Annotated in this window: 17 protein-coding genes; 6 read left to right on the top strand and 11 right to left on the bottom strand. The window is 75.1% G+C overall.

Annotated features, from left to right (window positions below; genetic code table 11):
- Positions 1–130 precede the first annotated feature (130 nt).
- The 5 genes from lanKC (at position 131) to CLT72_RS05580 (ending at position 6708) form a co-directional block, all read left to right on the top strand.
- The gene (gene lanKC / locus CLT72_RS05600) at positions 131–2731 is read left to right on the top strand and encodes a class III lanthionine synthetase LanKC (RefSeq protein ID WP_101409819.1); all 2601 of its coding nucleotides are present in this window, start codon (positions 131–133) and stop codon (positions 2729–2731) included.
- 6 nt (positions 2732–2737) lie between these two features.
- Positions 2738–2857 (top strand): SapB/AmfS family lanthipeptide, encoded by a 120-nt coding sequence (locus CLT72_RS05595; protein WP_013734295.1) that lies wholly within the window; start codon positions 2738–2740, stop codon positions 2855–2857.
- A 71-nt stretch (positions 2858–2928) separates the two neighbouring features.
- Entirely contained in the window at positions 2929–3048 is a 120-nt protein-coding gene (locus CLT72_RS05590; protein WP_158241974.1) for a SapB/AmfS family lanthipeptide, read from the top strand.
- 73 nt (positions 3049–3121) lie between these two features.
- Positions 3122–4852 (top strand): ABC transporter ATP-binding protein, encoded by a 1731-nt coding sequence (locus CLT72_RS05585; protein WP_101409817.1) that lies wholly within the window; start codon positions 3122–3124, stop codon positions 4850–4852.
- Positions 4849–6708: an ABC transporter ATP-binding protein gene (locus CLT72_RS05580; RefSeq protein ID WP_101409816.1), complete on the top strand. Its 1860-nt coding sequence runs from the start codon at positions 4849–4851 to the stop codon at positions 6706–6708. Before CLT72_RS05585 ends, CLT72_RS05580 begins: the two co-directional genes overlap by 4 nt.
- Before the next feature lie 87 nt (positions 6709–6795).
- Here CLT72_RS05580 and CLT72_RS05575 read toward each other — a convergent pair whose 3' ends face one another.
- The 7 genes from CLT72_RS05575 to CLT72_RS05545 all read right to left on the bottom strand — a co-directional run bounded on the left by CLT72_RS05575 (position 6796) and on the right by CLT72_RS05545 (position 12509).
- Positions 6796–7374 (bottom strand): response regulator transcription factor, encoded by a 579-nt coding sequence (locus CLT72_RS05575; protein WP_101409815.1) that lies wholly within the window; start codon positions 7372–7374, stop codon positions 6796–6798.
- A gap of 145 nt (positions 7375–7519) precedes the next feature.
- Positions 7520–8125 carry a response regulator transcription factor gene (locus CLT72_RS05570; RefSeq protein WP_231926109.1) on the bottom strand — a complete coding sequence of 202 codons (606 nt, stop codon included), beginning with the start codon at positions 8123–8125 and terminating at the stop codon, positions 7520–7522.
- A gap of 561 nt (positions 8126–8686) precedes the next feature.
- Positions 8687–9637, bottom strand: a complete 951-nt coding sequence (gene tatC / locus CLT72_RS05565; protein WP_101409814.1) for a twin-arginine translocase subunit TatC — start codon at positions 9635–9637, stop codon at positions 8687–8689.
- An 18-nt stretch (positions 9638–9655) separates the two neighbouring features.
- Positions 9656–9982 (bottom strand): Sec-independent protein translocase subunit TatA, encoded by a 327-nt coding sequence (tatA, locus tag CLT72_RS05560; protein ID WP_101409813.1) that lies wholly within the window; start codon positions 9980–9982, stop codon positions 9656–9658.
- A 208-nt stretch (positions 9983–10190) separates the two neighbouring features.
- The gene (locus CLT72_RS05555; protein WP_101409812.1) at positions 10191–10439 is read right to left on the bottom strand and encodes a hypothetical protein; all 249 of its coding nucleotides are present in this window, start codon (positions 10437–10439) and stop codon (positions 10191–10193) included.
- A 10-nt stretch (positions 10440–10449) separates the two neighbouring features.
- Positions 10450–11514 carry a helix-turn-helix transcriptional regulator gene (locus CLT72_RS05550; protein WP_101409811.1) on the bottom strand — a complete coding sequence of 355 codons (1065 nt, stop codon included), beginning with the start codon at positions 11512–11514 and terminating at the stop codon, positions 10450–10452.
- A complete protein-coding gene (locus CLT72_RS05545; protein ID WP_101409810.1) occupies positions 11511–12509 on the bottom strand; it encodes a helix-turn-helix transcriptional regulator in 999 nt (332 codons plus the stop codon). Before CLT72_RS05545 ends, CLT72_RS05550 begins: the two co-directional genes overlap by 4 nt.
- Positions 12510–12697: 188 nt before the next feature.
- Between CLT72_RS05545 and CLT72_RS05540 the strand changes: the two genes are divergently transcribed.
- A complete protein-coding gene (locus tag CLT72_RS05540) occupies positions 12698–13783 on the top strand; it encodes a DUF3866 family protein (RefSeq protein WP_101409809.1) in 1086 nt (361 codons plus the stop codon).
- A 126-nt stretch (positions 13784–13909) separates the two neighbouring features.
- On the opposite strand, the gene CLT72_RS05535 is transcribed toward CLT72_RS05540, so the two are convergent.
- From CLT72_RS05535 to prcA, 4 genes are all read right to left on the bottom strand, one after another.
- The gene (locus tag CLT72_RS05535) at positions 13910–14458 is read right to left on the bottom strand and encodes a carboxymuconolactone decarboxylase family protein (RefSeq protein ID WP_089000435.1); all 549 of its coding nucleotides are present in this window, start codon (positions 14456–14458) and stop codon (positions 13910–13912) included.
- Between the two features lie 195 nt (positions 14459–14653).
- Complete coding sequence (locus CLT72_RS05530; RefSeq protein WP_101409808.1) at positions 14654–14839, bottom strand: hypothetical protein; 186 nt, start codon at positions 14837–14839, stop codon at positions 14654–14656.
- Positions 14840–14904: 65 nt separating this feature from the next.
- Complete coding sequence (gene pafA / locus CLT72_RS05525) at positions 14905–16263, bottom strand: Pup--protein ligase (RefSeq protein WP_089000437.1); 1359 nt, start codon at positions 16261–16263, stop codon at positions 14905–14907.
- Positions 16264–16729: 466 nt separating this feature from the next.
- A complete protein-coding gene (gene prcA, locus CLT72_RS05520; RefSeq protein WP_101409807.1) occupies positions 16730–17551 on the bottom strand; it encodes a proteasome subunit alpha in 822 nt (273 codons plus the stop codon).
- Position 17552 lies beyond the last annotated feature (1 nt).

Below are 17552 nucleotides of genomic sequence, written 5' to 3'. Positions count from 1 at the left end.
GCATTCGTCGTCATGACTGAACGCACTGGAACCGCCATTGCCCGAACGGACAGACTCGTATCCGTCGGCAGGCCGGGCACATCGGCCGAACGACAGAGGCATCGACCGAACAGCGGAGGGAGTCGTCACGGTGGACGAGCGTTACGACAGCTACTGCGCCGCCGACCGGCTCTTCTACGATTCCCTCGGCAGCGCGGTCGAGCAGCCCACGTTCGCGGCGGCGCAGCGAGCCGTACCCGACGGCTGGCGCTCCGAGCCGCTCGACGACTGGCTGATCTACGCCCCCGACGGCGGCACGCTGCCCCAGCAGGGCTGGAAGATCCACGTGTCGGCGACGCTGGACAACGCCGAGCGGGTGCTCGACACCATCTGGGACTACTGCGTACCGCGGGGCCTGTCCTTCAAGTTCCTCCGCGGCCCGCGCACCCTGCTCCTGCGCAACTCCAAGTACGCCTCCCGGGCGGCCAGCGGCAAGTTCGTCACCGTGTACCCCCGCGACGACGCGGAGCTGGAGCTGGTCTGCAAGGAGCTCGACGAGCTGCTCACCGGCGAGGCGGGGCCGTACATCCTCAGCGACCTGCGCCACGGCGCCGGCCCGGTGCACGTACGCTACGGCGGCTTCGCCGCGCGCTACTGCCACTCCCCCGACGGCCAGGTCGTCCCGGCGATCGAGGACGACACGGGCACGCTGGTGCCCGACCGCCGCGACCCGGTGTTCCACGTGCCGTCCTGGGTGACGCTGCCCGACTTCCTCAGCCCGCACCTGGCCGCCCGCAACGCCACCAGCACGAACGAGGTGCCGTACCGGATCGAGAAGGTCATCCACTTCTCCAACGGCGGCGGCCTCTACGTCGGCCGGGACGTGCGGACCGACGACCAGCTGGTGCTGAAGGAGGCCCGGCCACACGCCGGTCTCGACGCCGACGGCACCGACGCGGTCGCCCGCCTGGCCCGGGAGGCAGACGCGCTGCGCCGGCTGGCCGACCTGCCGCAGGTGCCCCGGGTGCACGACGAGTTCGCCCTCGGCGAGCACCGGTTCCTCGCGCTGGAATTCATCGAGGGCCGCCCACTCAACAAGGTCCTGGTCGACCGGTACCCGCTGATCGACGCCGACGCCACGGACGCCGACCGCGCCGACTACACCCGCTGGGCGCTGGACGTGCACCGGCAGGTCGAGGAGGTCGTCACGGCGATCCACGACCGCGGCCTGGTCTACGGCGACCTGCACCTGTTCAACGTCATGGTCCGCCCGGACGACCGGATCGCGCTCGTCGACTTCGAGGTCGCCGCGCCGATCGACGGCCACCGCCGGCCGGGCCTGCGCAACCAGGGCTTCGCCGCGCCCCGGGACCGCACCGGACCCGCCGTCGACCGGTACGCCCTGGCCTGCCTGCGGCTGGCGCTGTTCCTGCCGCTGACCCAGCTCGTCCGGCTCGGGCCGGACAAGGCCGCGCACCTCGCCGACGTGATCGCCGCGCACTTCCCGGTGCCGAGGGAACTCCTCGACGACGCCGTACGGGAGATCACCGGCACCGCCCCGGCGGACGCCGCAGGGGCACCCGACCTCACCGTCGACGTCGGGCCGGCCCACCGGGACCGGCTCGCCCGGGCGATCCTCGCCAGCGCGACACCCGACCGGGACGACCGGCTCTTCCCCGGCGACATCGAGCAGTTCCGCAGCGGCGGGCTCAACCTCGCCCACGGCGCCGCCGGCGTCCTGTACGCCCTGCACGTCAGCGGCGCCGGACGGTGGCCGGAACACGAACAGTGGCTGGTCCGCCACGCCACGGCACCCGCCTCCGGCACCCGGTGCGGCTTCTACGACGGCCTGCACGGCGTCGCGTACGCGCTGGAGGCGCTCGGCCGCCGGCAGGACGCCCTCGACGTGCTCGACATCTGCCTGCGCCAGCCGCTGGACGGCCTGGACCACAGCCTCTCGGGCGGCCTCGCCGGCATCGCGCTCAACCTGGCCGAGCTGGCCGGACGCACCGACGAGACGGCCCTGCGCGACGCGGCCTGGCGGGTTGCCGAGCGGGTGGTCGACCAGCTCGCCGACGACCCGGGGCCGGACATCAGCGGCGGGCGCAACCCGTACGCCGGGCTGCTGCGCGGCCGCACCGGACCGGCGCTGCTGCTGGTACGGCTGCACGAGCTGACCGGCGACGAGGCCCTGCTGGACCACGCCGCCACGGCCCTGCGCCAGGACCTGCGCCGCTGCGTGGTACGCCCCGACGGCGCGCTGGAGGTCAACGAGGGCTGGCGCACCATGCCCTACCTCGGGCAGGGCAGCGTCGGCATCGGGCTGGTGCTCGACGAGTACCTGCGGCACCGCGCCGACGAGCGGTTCGCAGAGGCCAGCGCCGGCGTACGCCGCGCCGCCCGGTCACCGTTCTACGCGCAGTCCGGCCTCTTCGCCGGACGAGCCGGCATCATCGCCTACCTGGCGGCGCACCCCGACGATCCGGAGCTCTGCCGCGAACGCGACGCCCAGGTGGCCCGGCTGGCCTGGCACGCCCTGCCCTACCGCGACGGCACCGCCTTCCCGGGCGAGCAGTTGCTGCGGCTGTCCATGGACCTCGGCACCGGCACCGCCGGCGTGCTGCTGGCGCTGGCCGCCGCGCGGCCCGACGACCCGGTGAGCCTGCCGTTCCTCGCGCCCCTGGCGGGCGCCCCCGACTCCCTCGCCTCGGCGAGGGTGACCGATCCATCCGATCAGCACGGAAGGAGGTGACACGACATGGCGCTTCTGGACCTCCAGGGCCTCGAGATGGCCCCCGCCGACCGCACGGGCGGTGGCAGCCGGGCGAGCCTGCTGCTCTGCGGCGACAGCTCGCTGTCCGTCACGACCTGCAACTGAGCCGGACGCCCTCAGCGGCGACATCCAGCACAGGACCATCCGACCGAACAGTACAGAAGGAGATGATCGACATGGCGCTTCTCGACCTTCAGGGCATGGAGATGGCCCCCGCCGACCGCACCGGCGGCGGCAGCAACGCGAGCCTGCTGCTCTGCGGCGACAGCTCGCTGTCCGTCACGACCTGCAACTGACCAGGTCATCACGCGAGGCCCTGGGCGGATGTACGTGTCCGCCCAGGGCCGCACGTCTTCTGCGGGAGGACCGATGCGGACGCCGACCGGCTCAGACCGGCTGCTGCGGCGGGTGGTCCGCGACGGCGGCGGATGGACGGTCCTGCTCGGCGCGGTGGCGCTCACCGGCGCCGCCGCCGAACTCGCCCTGCCCGCCGCGCTCGGGCTCGCGGTCGACGCCGCCGTCGCCGGCGACGGCGGCGCCTGGTGGCCGGCCGCCGCCTGCGGCCTGATCGCCGTCCTCATGCTCACCGACATCCTCGGCGACGTGGCCAGCGGATACGGCGCGGCCCGGGCCACCGCGCGGCTTCGCCGGCGCCTGCTGCGTCACCTCTTCGCCTGCGACGTGCGCACCGTCCGCCGCCATCCGGTGGGCGACCTGGTCGGTCGGCTCGTCGGGCAGGCCGCCGACGCCGGGCAGGCGGGCACCGCCGTGGTGTTGGGCGTCGTCGCGCTGCTCCCTCCGGGCGGCAGCGTCGTGGCGCTCACCCTGCTCGAACCGCTGCTCGGCCTCACCCTCCTCGGCGGGCTGGCCCTGCTCACGCTGCTCATGCGGGCCTTCGTCACGGACGCCTCCGCCGCCGTGGCCGGCTACCAGCGCGTGCTGGGGGACATCGCCGGCCGGCTGCTGGAGGCTCTCGGCGGCGCCCGCACCATCGCCGCCGCCGCGACCGTCGACCGGGAACGCGACCGGGTGCTGGCGGCCCTGCCGGAACTGCGCGGGTACGGCCTGCTCGGCTGGCGGTTGCTGGCCAGGGCGAGCGCCCGCACCGCCGCTGTCGGCCCGCTGCTCCAGGTGGCCGTCGTGGCCGTCGGCGGGTACGCGCTGACCGTCGGCTGGCTCAGCCCCGGCCAACTCGTCGCCGCCGTGCAGTACGCGGCCCTCGGCGCCGGGCTCGGCGCGGTGCTGGCCACCCTGAACCGCCTCGTCCGCGCCCGCGCGGCGGCCGGCCGGATCGCCGAGCCGCTGGCCCACCCGGTACGCCCCGACGGCACCGAGCCGCTGCCGCCCGGGCGGGGGGAACTGCGGCTGCGCGGGGTGGGCGTACGCGCCGACGACGGGCGAACGGTCCTCGACGGGATCGACCTGACCGTACCGGCGGGCGCCACGCTGGCCGTCGTCGGCCGCTCCGGCGCCGGCAAGTCGACCCTCGCCGCGGTGGCCGGCCGCCTGCACGACCCGGACAGCGGCGAGGTGCTGCTGGACGGGGTGCCGCTGCGCCGGCTCGCCCCGCCCGCGCTGCGCCGGGCCGTCGGCCACGCCTTCGACCGGCCCGTCCTGGTCGGCGAGACGGTGCACGACGCGATCGGGCTCGGCCTGCCCGCCACGGCGGCACGACCGCCCGCCGACGCCGCCCCGGCCACCCCGGCGGTGCTGGCCGCGGCGCGCGCGGCGCAGGTCGCCGACGTCGTCGCCCGGCTGCCCGAGGGCTTCCGCACCCGGCTGGCGGACGCGCCGTTCTCCGGCGGCGAGACGCAGCGCCTCGGGCTGGCCCGCGCGTTCCCCGCCGAGCGGCTGCTCATCCTCGACGACGCCACGTCCAGCCTCGACACCGCCACCGAGCATCGCATCGCCCGCGCCGTGGCGACCGGCGCCGGCGGCCGTACCCGGCTCGTGGTGACCCACCGCGCCGCGACGGCGGCGGCGGCCGACCTGGTGGCGTGGCTCGACGGCGGGCGGCTGCGGGCCGTGGCGCCGCACCGGCGGCTCTGGTCCGACCCGGCCTACCGGGCGGTCTTCGCGCCCGGCGGGGACGCCCGATGAGCGGCTCCGGCGTACGCCGGACCACCTGGGCGGCGCTGCGGGCCCGCCGCCGGGCGCTGGGCCGGCTGGCCGCCTGGTCGGCCGTCGAAGCCCTGCCGGCGCTGCTCGGCGGCGCGCTCGTGGCCCGGGCCGTGGACCGGGGCTTCCTGGCCGGCCAGTTCGGCACGGGGCTGGCCTGGCTGGCCGGGCTCGCCGCGGCGGTACTGGTCGGCGCGGCGGCCAGCGGCCGGGTGTACCGCAGCCTCGGGGCCGTGGTCGAGCCGTTCCGCGACGACCTCGCCGCCCGGGTGGTGTGGGGGGCGCTGCGCGACGCCACCCGGGCCGGCGGCCGGGCGGACAGCGCCGCCGTGGCCCGGCTGACCCATCAGGTCGAGGTGGTCCGGGACACCTTCGGCGGGCTGCTGCTGGTGGTCCGGGGGTTCCTGTTCACCGCCGGCGCGGCGCTGCTCGGCCTGTTCGCCCTGGCCCCACCGCTGGCGGGCGCGGTGGCCGCCCCGCTGCTGGTGGGGCTGACCGTGTTCGCCGCGTCGCTGCCGGCCATGGTGGCGCACCAGCGGGCGCAGGTGAACGCCGGCGAGCGGCTCGGCCGCTCGGCCGCGTCGGCGCTGGCCGGGCACCGCGACGTCATGGCCTGCGGCGCGCAGGAGCGCGTGGTGTCCGACGTGGACCGGCGGGTCACGGCGCAGGCCGACGCGGAGCGGACGCTGGCCCGGATGGCGGCGCTGCGCAGCCTCAGCCTCGGGGTGGGCGGCTGGCTGCCCGTCGTGGTGCTGGTGCTGGCCGCGCCGTGGCTGGTCCGGCAGGGGCTCAGCGCCGGGGCCGTGCTGGGCGCGCTGGTCTACGTCACCACCGGCCTGCAACCGGCCCTGCACGCCGTGGTGCAGGGCGTCGGCGGGGGCGGTCTGCGCTACGCCGTCACCCTGGACCGGATCCTGCGCACCAGCCCGCCCCCGGGGCCCGCTCCCCTGCCGTCCACCCGCCCGACGACCGACGGCGCCCCGGCCACCGACGGCGACGCCGGCCCGGCGACCCGCTCCGACGCCGCGTCGTCTCCCCTCGCCGCCGGCCCGCCGACCAGCACCGGCCCGGCCGGGGAAGCCGGCAGCGTGCCGCCGGCGGTCGCGCTACGGGGGTTGACCTTCCGGTACGGCCCGCACGCCCGCCCCGTCCTGACCGACCTCACCCTGACCATGGCGGCCGGCGAGCACGTGGCCGTGGTGGGGCCGAGCGGCGCCGGCAAGTCCACCCTGGCCGCGCTGGTCGCCGGGCTCGTGCCACCGGAGTCCGGCACGGTCCACCTGGCCGGCGTGCCGACCGCCGGCACCGCGCCGCAGGAGCTGGCCCGGCTGCGGGTCCTCCTGCCGCAGGAGGCGTACGTGCGCACCGGTTCCCTCGGCGACAACCTGCGCTACCTGCACCCCGGGGTGGACGACGCGACGGTCCTGGCCGCCGTACGCGCCCTCGGCGCCGGTCCCCTGCTGAGCCGCCTCGGTGGCCTCGACGCCGAGCTGGACCCCGCCGCCCTCTCCGCCGGGGAGCGTCAACTCGTCGCCGCGGTCCGGGCCTACCTCGCCCCCGCGCCACTGGTGATCCTCGACGAGGCGACGTGTCACCTGGACCCGACCCTGGAGGCGACCGTCGAGCACGCCTTCGCCCACCGGGGCGGCACCCTGGTGGTGATCGCGCACCGGATCAGCTCGGCGACCCGCGCCCGCCGGGTGGTGGTCTTCGACGGCGACCGGCCCCTCGTCGGCACCCACGACGAGCTGCTGGTCCGCTCGCCCGTCTACCGTGAGCTGGTCGGGCACTGGGAGGACGTGGCACCACCGGCCCGCGTGCCGCTCGGCCGGCCCTGAGCACCCGCCGACGCCACCGTTCCCGGGCCAGGCGTCGATCCAGGCGCGGCTGCGACGGCGGTCCGGTCGCGGGTGCCGGGGCGGTCGTCAGATCCAGCCGGCCTCGCGGGCGACCCGCACGGCCTCCACCCTCGTGCGCGCGCCCGCCTTGCGGGCGATCCGGCCCAGGTGGTTGCGTACGGTCCCCGGGGCGAGCCCGAGCGTCCGGGCGACCTCCACGACCGGCGCCCCGGCCGCGGTCAGGTCGAGGATCTCGGTCTCCCGCGAGGTGAGCGGGCTGTCGCGGCCCAGTGCCGCCATCACCAGGTCGGCGTCGACCACCGACTCGCTGCGGGCCAGCCGCCGGATGCCGTCCACCACCCGGTGCGGGGAGACGTCGCTACCGAGGATCCCGACGGTGCGCCCCGGCACGAAGACCCGGTGCAGGCTGCGTGCCCGGCGTCGGTCGGCCAGCACCAGCAGCGGGCACCTCCCCGCCACCCCCGCATCGCCGATGAGGTCGAGGTCCACGACCGCGACGTCGGGACGCTGCGTTCGGACCGCCGGCGGCAGGTCGTCGCCCCGGTCCAGTTCGGCCACCACGCTGATGTCCGCCTCGGCGGCGAGGACGAGCGACAGTGCGCCACGGACCAGGGCACCGTCGAGAGCGAGCAGCGTACGGATCACCGTCGATCCTCCGGAAACGTCGTCAGACAGATCACGGACCGTCAGAATTCAAACACGGCACGGCGCTCTCCGCTCGGCGAGCGCGGCGACCGTCCAAGCCGGACGAAGGACGCGGCGACGCTGGCGCCCGGGCCGGGGCGGCCCGCTACAGCCAGCCGTCGCGTCGGGCGCGCCACACCGCCTCCATCCGGTTGCGCGCGCCGGTCTTGCGCATGACCGCCGACAGATGGTTGCGTACCGTCCCGTGCGCCAGGTAGAGCCGACGGGCGATCTCCTTGAGCGGCAGGCCCTCCGCGGCGACGCGCAGCACCTCCACCTCGCGGCGCGTCAGCGGGCTCGACGCGGGCCGTAGCGCCGTCACGGCGGCGTCCGCGTCGATGACCTTCCCGCCGGCCGCGAGCTCCCGTACGGCGCCGACCAGCGCCTCCAGCGAGGCGTCCTTGCCGACCAGGCCCCGTACGCCGGCGGCCAGCAGGTCCCCGATGAGCTGCTGGCTCCACCGCCGCCCCATGGCGAGCACGGCGGTGTCGGGCATGGCATCGGTGATGTGGGCGACGACCTGGACCGGGTGCGGGGCGTCCGGCGCCAGGTCCACCAGCACCACGTCCGGCCGGTGCCGACGCACCAGGGCGGGCAGGTCCTCCACCCCGGTCACCTCGGCGGCGACCTCGATGTCCTCCTCGCTCGACAGTGCCGCGCACAGGGCGGTGCGCAGCAGTCCCATCTCCTCGACAACGACGACGCGGATCAACGCGTTAGCTCCGATCTGGGGTGCGGGGGCGGCGATCGGTCCCGTGGACGGGACCCGGCAGGCCGGCCGGAGGGAACGGCTGGATCAAGTGGCGCGGCAGACGGCGATCGGACGGTCAGGGGCGTTCGGGCGGCCCGGCGCACCGGGATGCGGCCGGAGGGGCCGGACGACCGCGCGGGTGGGCCGCCGGGACTCAGCCGGGGCGGGCACTCACCCCGGGAGACCGGTCGCCAGGGGCGAGCAGCGGCCCGCCGTCAGTCCTCGTCGAGCGCACGGCGGACCGGGCGACGGACACGCCGCACCCCCGTGGCCGGGAAGTGGTCTCGACCCCGGCCACGGGTGGACGACGAAACGTCGGGCGACGCACTGGACAGCGACCTCCCTCGTCAGGCACGTCGACACATCGTAAAGATCTGCTTACCCGATTGCAGCTCGTGGATGCCTCGTGACGGATTGCCGACTGCGGGCTGACGGCTGGCGCGGCATGCGTTAAGGGCGCCAACGGAACAAGCCCCCCGGCGAGGGAGGGCTTGTTCCGTGCGGCACGAGGACGACCGGCGGTCAGGTCATGTCGTCGTAGCGGCGGTCGATCGGTGCCGGCGCGGCGACCGGCTCCGGGGCGGTGATCGGCGCGCTCGCGTCCACCCGCTGCCCGGCCTCCACCGGCTCGGGGTCGAGCGTCAGCGGCGAGACCTCGTCGTCGTCGATGCCGGCGTAGATCTCCTTGCCGCGTCCCTTGCGCTTGTCGTTGATGAACGCCACCCCCACGGCGACGAAGTAGAGCAGCGACAGGCAGAGCGCCAGCAGGGTCATGCCGAACGGGCCGGGGTCGGGCGTGGCCACCGCCGCGAACGCGAAGCAGATGAAGACCACCGCCCGCCACCAGCTGAGCAGCCGGCGGGCGCTCACCACCCCGGTGAAGTTGAGCATCAGCAGGGTGAGGGGGAACTCGAACGCCACCCCGAAGAGCAGGATCATGTTCGTGACGAACGAGATGTAGCGGGTCACCTCCAGCTGCGAGTCGGTGCCGGTGACACCGGCCTCCAGCAGGAAGGCCAGGCCCTTGTCCACCACGAGGAAGGCCAGCACCGCGCCAGCGGCGAACAGGGGCGCCGCGATCGCCACGAAGACGTACGCCCACTTGCGCTCGTGCCGGTGCAGGCCGGGCGCGATGAACGCCCAGAGCTGGTAGAGCCAAACCGGCGCGCCGATGATCAACCCGATCCAGAGCGCCAGCTTCAGCTTGAGGACGAAGCCGTCGGTCGGCGCGAGCTGGAGGAAGTTCTGGCACTCACCGTCGACGACCATGCCGGGCAGCCGGCAGTATGGCTGCTTGAGCAGGTCGAACGCGGGCTGCGCGAGCACGAAGCCGATGATCAGCCCGAACGCGATGGCCAGGGAGGCGCGGAACAACCGGGTGCGCAGCTCGCGGATGTGCTCGATGAGCGTCATCGAGCCGTCGGCGGCCCGCTCGAAGTTGCTCGGGCCGCGCTTCTTGAGGGCGAAGGCCACGGGTCTCGGGCCCTTCGGTCAGTTGTCGCGGACGCGCTGCGCCGGGTCGTTGACCGGGGGTGCGTACGGCTGCTGCTGCGGGGTGACGTGGGGCTGCTGGCCGGCGGGCGGCGGCGCGTACGGCTGGCCCTGGACGGTCTGCGGCGGGAGCGGCTGGTAGCCGGACTGCGCGTCGGCCTTCTCCGCGAGGTCGCGGTCGTCGTCGTGCAGGCTCTTGGTCTCGGCCTTGATGATCCGCAGCGACCGGCCCAGCGAACGGGCCGCGTCGGGGAGCCGCTTCGCGCCGAAGAGCAGGATCAGCACGACCACGAGTACGGCGATGTGCCACGGCTTGAGGGCACCCATGGGAAGCTCCAGTCGCTCTGTGTCGTCGTGAGGGGTGTACCGCAGCCCATCGTACGTGCGCCGACGGCCGTTGCCACCCGCCGGGTGGTGGTGGTTCGTCCCGGCCGGTGAAGTCTTGACCAACACGGAGCGTCCCGTCAACCACCTGCCGCCGGATCGTTCCTGCGTGCAACCGGGCCGCTTCGCGCAGGAACCGGGCACCGACCGATCAGCCGCCGCGTTTCGCCTTGATCACGGCCATCCGCCGCTGGGCGGTGTCGAGCTGCTCCTGGAGGGCCTCCGCCCGCGCCTGGAGGGTCTCGGCGGTCGCCCGCAGCGCCTCCGCCTCACCCGCCCGGCGTTGCAGGGCCACGGCCGCGCGACGCAGTCGGGGCAGCCGCGCCAGCACCGGCCGCAGGGCCAGGACGAACACGACGAGCGCGAACAGCACCACCGCGAGCACGATCCACTTCACCACGGCGGCCAGCCTACTGGGTGCCCGCGGGCACCGCCGGGTCGGCCGGCGACACCGCCCGCGCCGTGGCCACGACGCCCGCCGGCCCGCGCGGTGCGGCCGGCGCCGGCGAGGCGTACGCGTCGAGGGCCGCGACCGCCGCGGCCCGGACCTGCTCGGCCAGCTCGACCGGCGCGACCACCGCCACGTCCGGACCCAGGCCCAGCACGAAGCGGCGGGCCCAGCCCAGGTCGGTGACCCGCAGCGACACCAGCCAGTGGTCGCCATCACCGGCCTCGACCCGCTCGCACGGGTAGTACTCGGTGAGCCACCGCTCGCCCCGGCCGATGCGCAGGGTGATCAGCGGCAGGTCGGGCGACGGGCGGAACACGCCTTCGGTGAGGTCGTGCGGGCGGGCCTGCGGCGGCACGACGGCCCGCTCGTCCAGCTCGGTGACCGCGTCGATGCGGTCGGCCCGGAACAGCCGCACCGCCTCCGCCCGGCGGCACCACGCCTCCACGTAGGCCCGCCCGCCGACCATGAGCATGCGCAGCGGATCGACGACCCGCTCGGTGGTCTCGTCCCGCGCGGCCGTGTAGTAGGTGATGCGCAGCGCCCGGCCGCTCTCGACGGCCGACCGCAGCTCCTCCACCCGCCGGGTGTCGGCGGGCAGCCGGACCTCGACCGGTGCCGCCACCAGGTCACCGGCCGCGTGCTCGATCTTCGCGAGGGCCCGCTCGACGGCCTCCCGGTTGGTCACCCCGGGCGTCTCGGCGAGCATCCGCAGCGCCACCACCAACGCGAGGGCCTCGTCGGGGGTGAGCCGCAGCGGCCGGTCGATGCCGGCGTCGTAGGTGATCGTCACCCGGTCGCCGTCGAAGGCCATGTCGATCAGGTCACCCGGGCCGTAGCCGGGCAACCCGCACACCCACAGCAACTCCAGGTCCTCGCGCAGCTGCCGCTCGGTGACGCCCAGGTCCCCCGCCGCCTCGGCTAGCTCGATGCCGGGCCGGGCCAGCAGGTAGGGCACCAGGTTCAGCAGCCGGGCCAGCCGGTCGGCCGAAGCGCGGGAGCCGCCCCGGGCGGCCGGGCGGGTCACCGGACACCCCCGGCGACCGCGAGGTCCTCGTGCCGCGCGGCGATCTCCTTGAGTCGCTGGATCACCGCGTCACGCACCTCGGGGGGATCGAGCACCCGCACGTCCGGACCGTAGCCGACGAGCTGCCCGGCGAGGACGTCCGCGTCGGCGTACGGCAGCACCAGCCGGTCGCCGTCGGGCCCGGCGGTGACGCCGACCGCCCAGCGGCGCAGCCCGGCGGCGCGCCCGGCGGCGACCAGCACGGTGGCCCGCCCGGTGCGTTCCGCCGGCCCCGACCAACGGGCCACGTGGCTGATCAGGTCGACCCCGGCCGGCGGCTCGTAGCCCCCCGGGGCGCCGGTCGCCCGGACCGTGCCGACCACCCGGGACAGCCGGAAGCAGCGCGTCGCCGCGCGGTCGAGGTCGTGCCCGACCACGTACCAGCGGCCCCGCCAGCAGACCACGCCCCACGGCTGGAGGCGGCGACGGGTCGGGTCGTCGCGGTCGGGGACCCGGTAGTCGAAGCTGACCTCGCGCCGGTCCCTGGCGGCCGCGGTGAGCGGCGCGAACGCCGGGTCCACCGTCACCATTGGCTCCAGGCCCAGCGTGGCCTGCGGATCCACGTCGACGCCGGCGGCCCGCAGCTTCGCCAGCCCCGAGGAGGCGGCGGCGGCCAGGCCGGCGTGCTGCCACAGCCGGGCGGCAATGCCGACGGCGGCGGCCTCGTCCGGTTCGAGGGGGATGTCGGGCAGCGCGTACTCCCGGTGGGCGATCCGGTAGCCGGGCTCCGCGTCGAAGACGCTGGCCGTCCCGGTCTCCAGCGGCACGCCCAGCTCACGCAGCTCGGCCTTGTCCCGCTCGAACTTGCGCTGGAAGGCCTCGTGGTCACGCGCGTCGTCCGGATCGTGCTCGTAGCCGGGCACGGTCGCGGCGATCTGCGCGGCGGTCAGGAACCGTCGCGTGGACAGCAGGCAGATAACCAGGTTGACCAGGCGTTCGGTGCGGGTCCGCGACACGCGGTAGACGCTAGCAGCCCACGCGCCGCGCCCGTGCACCCACGCGGGCAGGACGTGGGGCGCGTCGCGACCGGCCGGCCCCGCCGTGCGCCGGGCGGCGGGCCGGCGACGAGCGGGAGTCGGACGGCTCCGGCGGCTGACCCGCCCCGGGCGCGCCCGGGGCGGACGGCGACGCTAGCGTGCCGGGCATGGTGCGATGGCGGTCGGGAACGGTGACGGCGCTGCGGCGGCAGTGGACCGGGGCGGTGGAACTGGACGTCGACCTGCCCGACGGCGCCACCGTACGGGCCCTGGCCTATCCCGCGCTCGTCGGCCGGCCCGAGCCCGGCGACCGGGTCCTGCTCAACGCCGGCGCGCTGCTGATGGGCCTCGGCACCGGCGGGTACGCCCTGGTCGTCGCGCTGCCCGACCGGCTGCCACCGGACCCACCGCAGGCCCTCGACAGTCGCGACGCCGGCCACCTGGTCAAGGCCCGCTACACCCCGTTGCAGCCGATCCTGCTCGGCGTCGACGAGGAGGCCTCGCCGCACCGGGAGGTCATGGCCGCCGCCGACGACCTGGCCGGCCTGCCCGTCGTCACCGCCGACCTGCACTCCGCACTACCGGCGATCCTGGCCGGCATCCACGCCGACGCCCCCGCCGCCCGGGTGGCGTACCTGCTGACCGACGGCGGCGCCCTGCCGGCCTGGTTCTCCCGCACCCTCGCCGGGCTGCGCGAGCACCTCGTCGGCACGGTCACCGTCGGCCAGTCCTTCGGCGGGGACCTGGAGGCGGGCACCGTGCACAGCGGGTTGCTGGCCGCCCGGCACGTCCTGGGCGCCGACGTCGCGATCGTCGCCCAGGGGCCGGGCAACCTGGGCACCGGCACCCGGTGGGGCTTCTCGGGGGTGGCCGTCGGCGAGGCCGTCAACGCCGTCGCCACGCTGGGCGGGCGCCCGGTCGGCTCGCTGCGGATCTCCGACGCCGACCCCCGGCCCCGGCACCGGGGCGTGTCGCACCACAGCCTCACCGCGTACGGCCGGGTGGCCCTCGCCCCCGCCGAACTGGTGGTGCCCGACGGCCTGGCCCCGGCGCTGGCCGGCGAGGTGGACGCGGCGCTGGCGCCGCTGGCGGCGCGGCACACCCTCGTCCGGGTGCCGACCGACGGGCTCGACGCCGCGCTGCGGGCCGCGCCCGTCGGACTGTCCACCATGGGCCGGGGTCTCGACGCCGACCACGCCTACTTCCTGGCCGCCGCCGCGGCCGGCCGGCACGCCGCGCGCCTGCTGACCTGAGCTGCCCGACGCCCCCGCCCGCGACGCTGCTCCACGCGCGCGCGGGGGCGGGCGGCTCGACGGCGGGCCGATCGCCCGACGGACCGGCCTCGACGGCGCGCCGGGGCGGGCCCGACGGCGCTGCGGTCAGCTCGTGCCGTAGCCGTAGCGCACGATGTGCTCGGCGGTCCGCTCGTAGACCCCCGGGTCCTCCGGGGCCAGCGTGCCCAGCCCGTCGACGTACCGGTTGAACATGCAGAACGCCGCCGCGATCAGGACCGTGTCGTGGATCTCCAGATCCGTCGCGCCGGCGACCCGGGCGGCCTTGACCAGCTCCGCCGTCACGTCACGGCCGCTGCGCTGCACCGCGCCGGCGATCTCCAGCAGCGCCCGCAGCTTGTCGCTGACCTCGGCGGTCGCCGGATCGGCGCGCACCTGGTCGACCAGCCGCATGCCCGAGGGGAGCTGCGCCGCCGCGAACGCCGAGTGCGACGCGCAGCAGAACCGGCACTCGTTGAGCCCCGACACGTACGCCGCGATCAGCTCCCGCTCGCCGGGCGTCAGCGTCGGGTGCGGGGCGCGCAGCAGCGTCTCCGCGAGCTCGTTGAGCGGCTTGGCCGTCTCGGGGCGGAACCGCATCGGACCGTTGATGCCCGGATGTGCCCGCTCGTCGAGACCAAGGTCGATGTGTGCCATGCCGCCACCCTCCCTGTCGCCACCACGCGGCGTGCGCGGCCGGTCACCGGAAACGCCGAACGGCACCACGGTTGCAGTTCCAACGGGGGCGCACAACTTCGAGATTGCGGCGTCGCCGCGCCGGTACGACCACGGGCCCGCAGCCGTGCCCGGTCGGCTACCGCAGGGTGTCGGCGTCGCCGCGCCGGCAGCGGCTCAGACCAGGAAGATCAGGGCCAGCCAGGCGCCCACGATCAGCACCAGCGCGAGCGCCAGCACCCAGGTGGGCACCGTGTACTCGCCGCGCCGGTTGCGCTCGATCTCGGCGCGGATCTTCTCGCGGCGGCGCTCGGCCCAGTTCTGCCGCTGGCGGCCGCGCTCGGGAGGTTCGGAAGTCGTCATCGCGCGGTCAGCCTACCGGCCCCGGCCCGGACGGCGCTCAGCACCACCCCGGGCCGGCGTCGGCGTCACATGCTGGCGATCAGCCGCTCCACCCGCTCGTCGTACGCCCGGAACGGGTCCTTGCAGAGCACGGTGCGCTGCGCCTGGTCGTTGAGCTTCAGATGCACCCAGTCGACGGTGAAGTCGCGCCGCTTCTCCTGGGCGTGCCGGATGAACTCCCCGCGCAGGCGGGCCCGCGTCGTCTGCGGCGGCGTCTCCTTGGCCTCGAAGATCTCCGGGTCAGTCGCCACCCGGTCCACCTCCCCGCGCCGCTCCAGCAGCCCGTAGAGGCCCCGGCCGCGACGCAGGTCGTGGTAGGCGAGGTCCAGCTGGGCCACCCGCGGGTGCGACAGCGGCAGGTCGTGCTTGCGCTGGTAGCGCTCGATGAGCCGCAGCTTCGTCACCCAGTCGATCTCGCGCGACACCGGCTCCAGGTCGCCGGTCTCCACCGCGCGCAGCACCCGGCCCCACAGCTCCACCACCCGCTTGGCGGTCTGGTCACCGCCACGCCGCTCCACGAACTCGGTCGCCTTGGCCAGGTATTCCTGCTGGATCTCCAGCGCGCTGACCTCCTTGCCGGAGGAGAGCCGCACCTTGCGCCGGCCCGTGATGTCGTGCGAGACCTCGCGGATCGCCCGGATCGGGTTCTCCAGCGTCAGGTCACGCATCACCACCCCCGACTCGATCATCCGCAGCACGATGTCGGCGGTACCGACCTTGAGCAGCGTGGTGACCTCGTTCATGTTGGAGTCGCCGACGATGACGTGCAGCCGGCGGTAGCGCTCCGCGTCGGCGTGCGGCTCGTCGCGGGTGTTGATGATCGGCCGGCTGCGGGTCGTCGCCGACGAGACGCCCTCCCAGATGTGCTCGGCCCGCTGCGACAGGCAGTAGACCGCCCCGCGCGGCGTCTGCAACACCTTGCCCGCCCCGCAGATCAGCTGCCGGGTGACCAGGAACGGGATCAGGACGTCGGCCAGCCGGCCGAACTCCCCGTGCCGCGACACCAGGTAGTTCTCGTGGCAGCCGTACGAGTTGCCGGCCGAGTCGGTGTTGTTCTTGAACAGGTAGATCTCGCCCGCGATGCCCTCGTCGTGCAGCCGCTTCTCCGCGTCGACGAGCAGACCCTCCAGGATCCGTTCGCCGGCCCGGTCGTGCGCGACCAGGTCCACCACCGAGTCGCACTCGGGGGTGGCGTACTCCGGGTGCGAGCCGACGTCCAGGTAGAGCCGGGCGCCGTTGCGCAGGAAGACGTTGCTGGACCGACCCCAGGACACCACGCGGCGGAAGAGGTACCGGGCGACTTCGTCGGGGGACAGCCGCCGCTGCCCACGGTAGGTGCAGGTGACGCCGTACTCGGTCTCGAGGCCGAAGATTCGCCGCTCCATGATGAGACATTAGCCGCCCGAGGCCCCAGATGGGCAGCGCACACCGCGCCCGTCTCACACCGGGCGCCCGCCGGCCGTCCCGGGGAGCCCGCCGCGCGGCCGATCGCGCGGGCTCGCTCCCGATTCCCGTACGCCCAGGCGTCCCAGGTGGACGCTGACCGCCGAAAGCACCTGGACGGCCGGGCGCAGGGCGCCGAGGCGGCGGAGGCCCCGTACACCGGCCTGCGCAGACCCCCTTGGACACCCGGCGCTGGCAGTCGCCGACCCGGCCGGGCGCAGATCCGCACCAGGACGGCGCGGACGGCGGACCGCGCGGACCATGTGAGGCCCGGATCGCCGACTCCTTGTCGGCCCGAGGGCGGAACGCGGGCGAGGCGGAGTACGGGTCGGGCGGCGGGCGCGGGTCCGGGCGAGCGGTCGTTCGGGCGTGTCGACGCCCCGACCGCCCGCCCGGCACGTGCCTCCGCTACGCCTCGGGGGCCTCCTGGCCCTCCAGGTCCGCCGAGCCGGCCGACGTGGTGGGCTTCTTCCCCTCCTGGCTCGGCGAGGTGGGCGTCTCCGGACGGGCCGACACCGGCTCCTCGGCCTTGTCGCCGTCGAGCAGCGCGGTCAGCGCGGCCCCGGTGATCCGGCGGAACGTCCGCCCCACCCGGCGCCGGTCCAGGACGGCCACCTCCAGCTGGTTGGCGGCGATGGTACGGGCGGCGCCGCCCTCTCCCCCGACGCTGCTCAGCGCCTGCATCGCGACCTTCACCGCCTCGCCCAACGACATGTCGGGACGGTGGTGCGACTTCAGCACGCCGGTGATCGCCTCGGCCTGCCCACCCATGGCCATCCGGCCCGGCTCGTCGTTGACGGAGCCGTCGTACGTGAGCCGGTAGAGCTCGTCGTCCTCGGCGGTGGTGCCGACCTCGGCCACGCAGATCTCCACCTCGAACGGCTTCGACTGCTCGGTGAAGATGGCACCCAGGGTCTGCGCGAACGCGTTCGCGAGGGCCCGGCCGGTGACGTCACGCCGGTCGTAGCTCAGGCCGTTCAGGTCGGCCATCCGCACCCCGGCACGGCGCAGGTTCTCGAACTCGTTGTAGCGGCCGACGGCGGCGAAGCCGATCCGGTCGTAGATCTCACTGACCTTGTGCAGGGCGCTGGAGAGGTTCTCGGCGACGAAGAGCACCCCACCCTCGTAGCTCAGGACCACTGCGCTGCGGCCCCGGGCGATGCCCTTGCGGGCCAGCTCGGAGCGGTCGCGCATGATCTGCTCGGGCGAGGCGTAGAACTGCATGGCCACG

Source organism: Micromonospora sp. CNZ309, assembly GCF_002846525.1.
This window is presented reverse-complemented; position numbering and strand designations above follow the sequence as displayed.

What these genes read in the sequence shown, in the direction of transcription:
- CLT72_RS05595 (WP_013734295.1), top strand. Translation starts at nt 2,738, where the DNA reads ATGGCGCTTCTGGACCTCCAGGGCCTCGAGATGGCCCCCGCCGACCGC.
- CLT72_RS05590 (WP_158241974.1), top strand. Translation starts at nt 2,929, where the DNA reads ATGGCGCTTCTCGACCTTCAGGGCATGGAGATGGCCCCCGCCGACCGC.
- CLT72_RS05585 (WP_101409817.1), top strand. Translation starts at nt 3,122, where the DNA reads ATGCGGACGCCGACCGGCTCAGACCGGCTGCTGCGGCGGGTGGTCCGC.
- CLT72_RS05580 (WP_101409816.1), top strand. Translation starts at nt 4,849, where the DNA reads ATGAGCGGCTCCGGCGTACGCCGGACCACCTGGGCGGCGCTGCGGGCC.
- tatA (WP_101409813.1), bottom strand. Translation starts at nt 9,982, where the DNA reads ATGGGTGCCCTCAAGCCGTGGCACATCGCCGTACTCGTGGTCGTGCTG.
- CLT72_RS05540 (WP_101409809.1), top strand. Translation starts at nt 12,698, where the DNA reads ATGGTGCGATGGCGGTCGGGAACGGTGACGGCGCTGCGGCGGCAGTGG.
- CLT72_RS05535 (WP_089000435.1), bottom strand. Translation starts at nt 14,458, where the DNA reads ATGGCACACATCGACCTTGGTCTCGACGAGCGGGCACATCCGGGCATC.
- CLT72_RS05530 (WP_101409808.1), bottom strand. Translation starts at nt 14,839, where the DNA reads ATGACGACTTCCGAACCTCCCGAGCGCGGCCGCCAGCGGCAGAACTGG.
- pafA (WP_089000437.1), bottom strand. Translation starts at nt 16,263, where the DNA reads ATGGAGCGGCGAATCTTCGGCCTCGAGACCGAGTACGGCGTCACCTGC.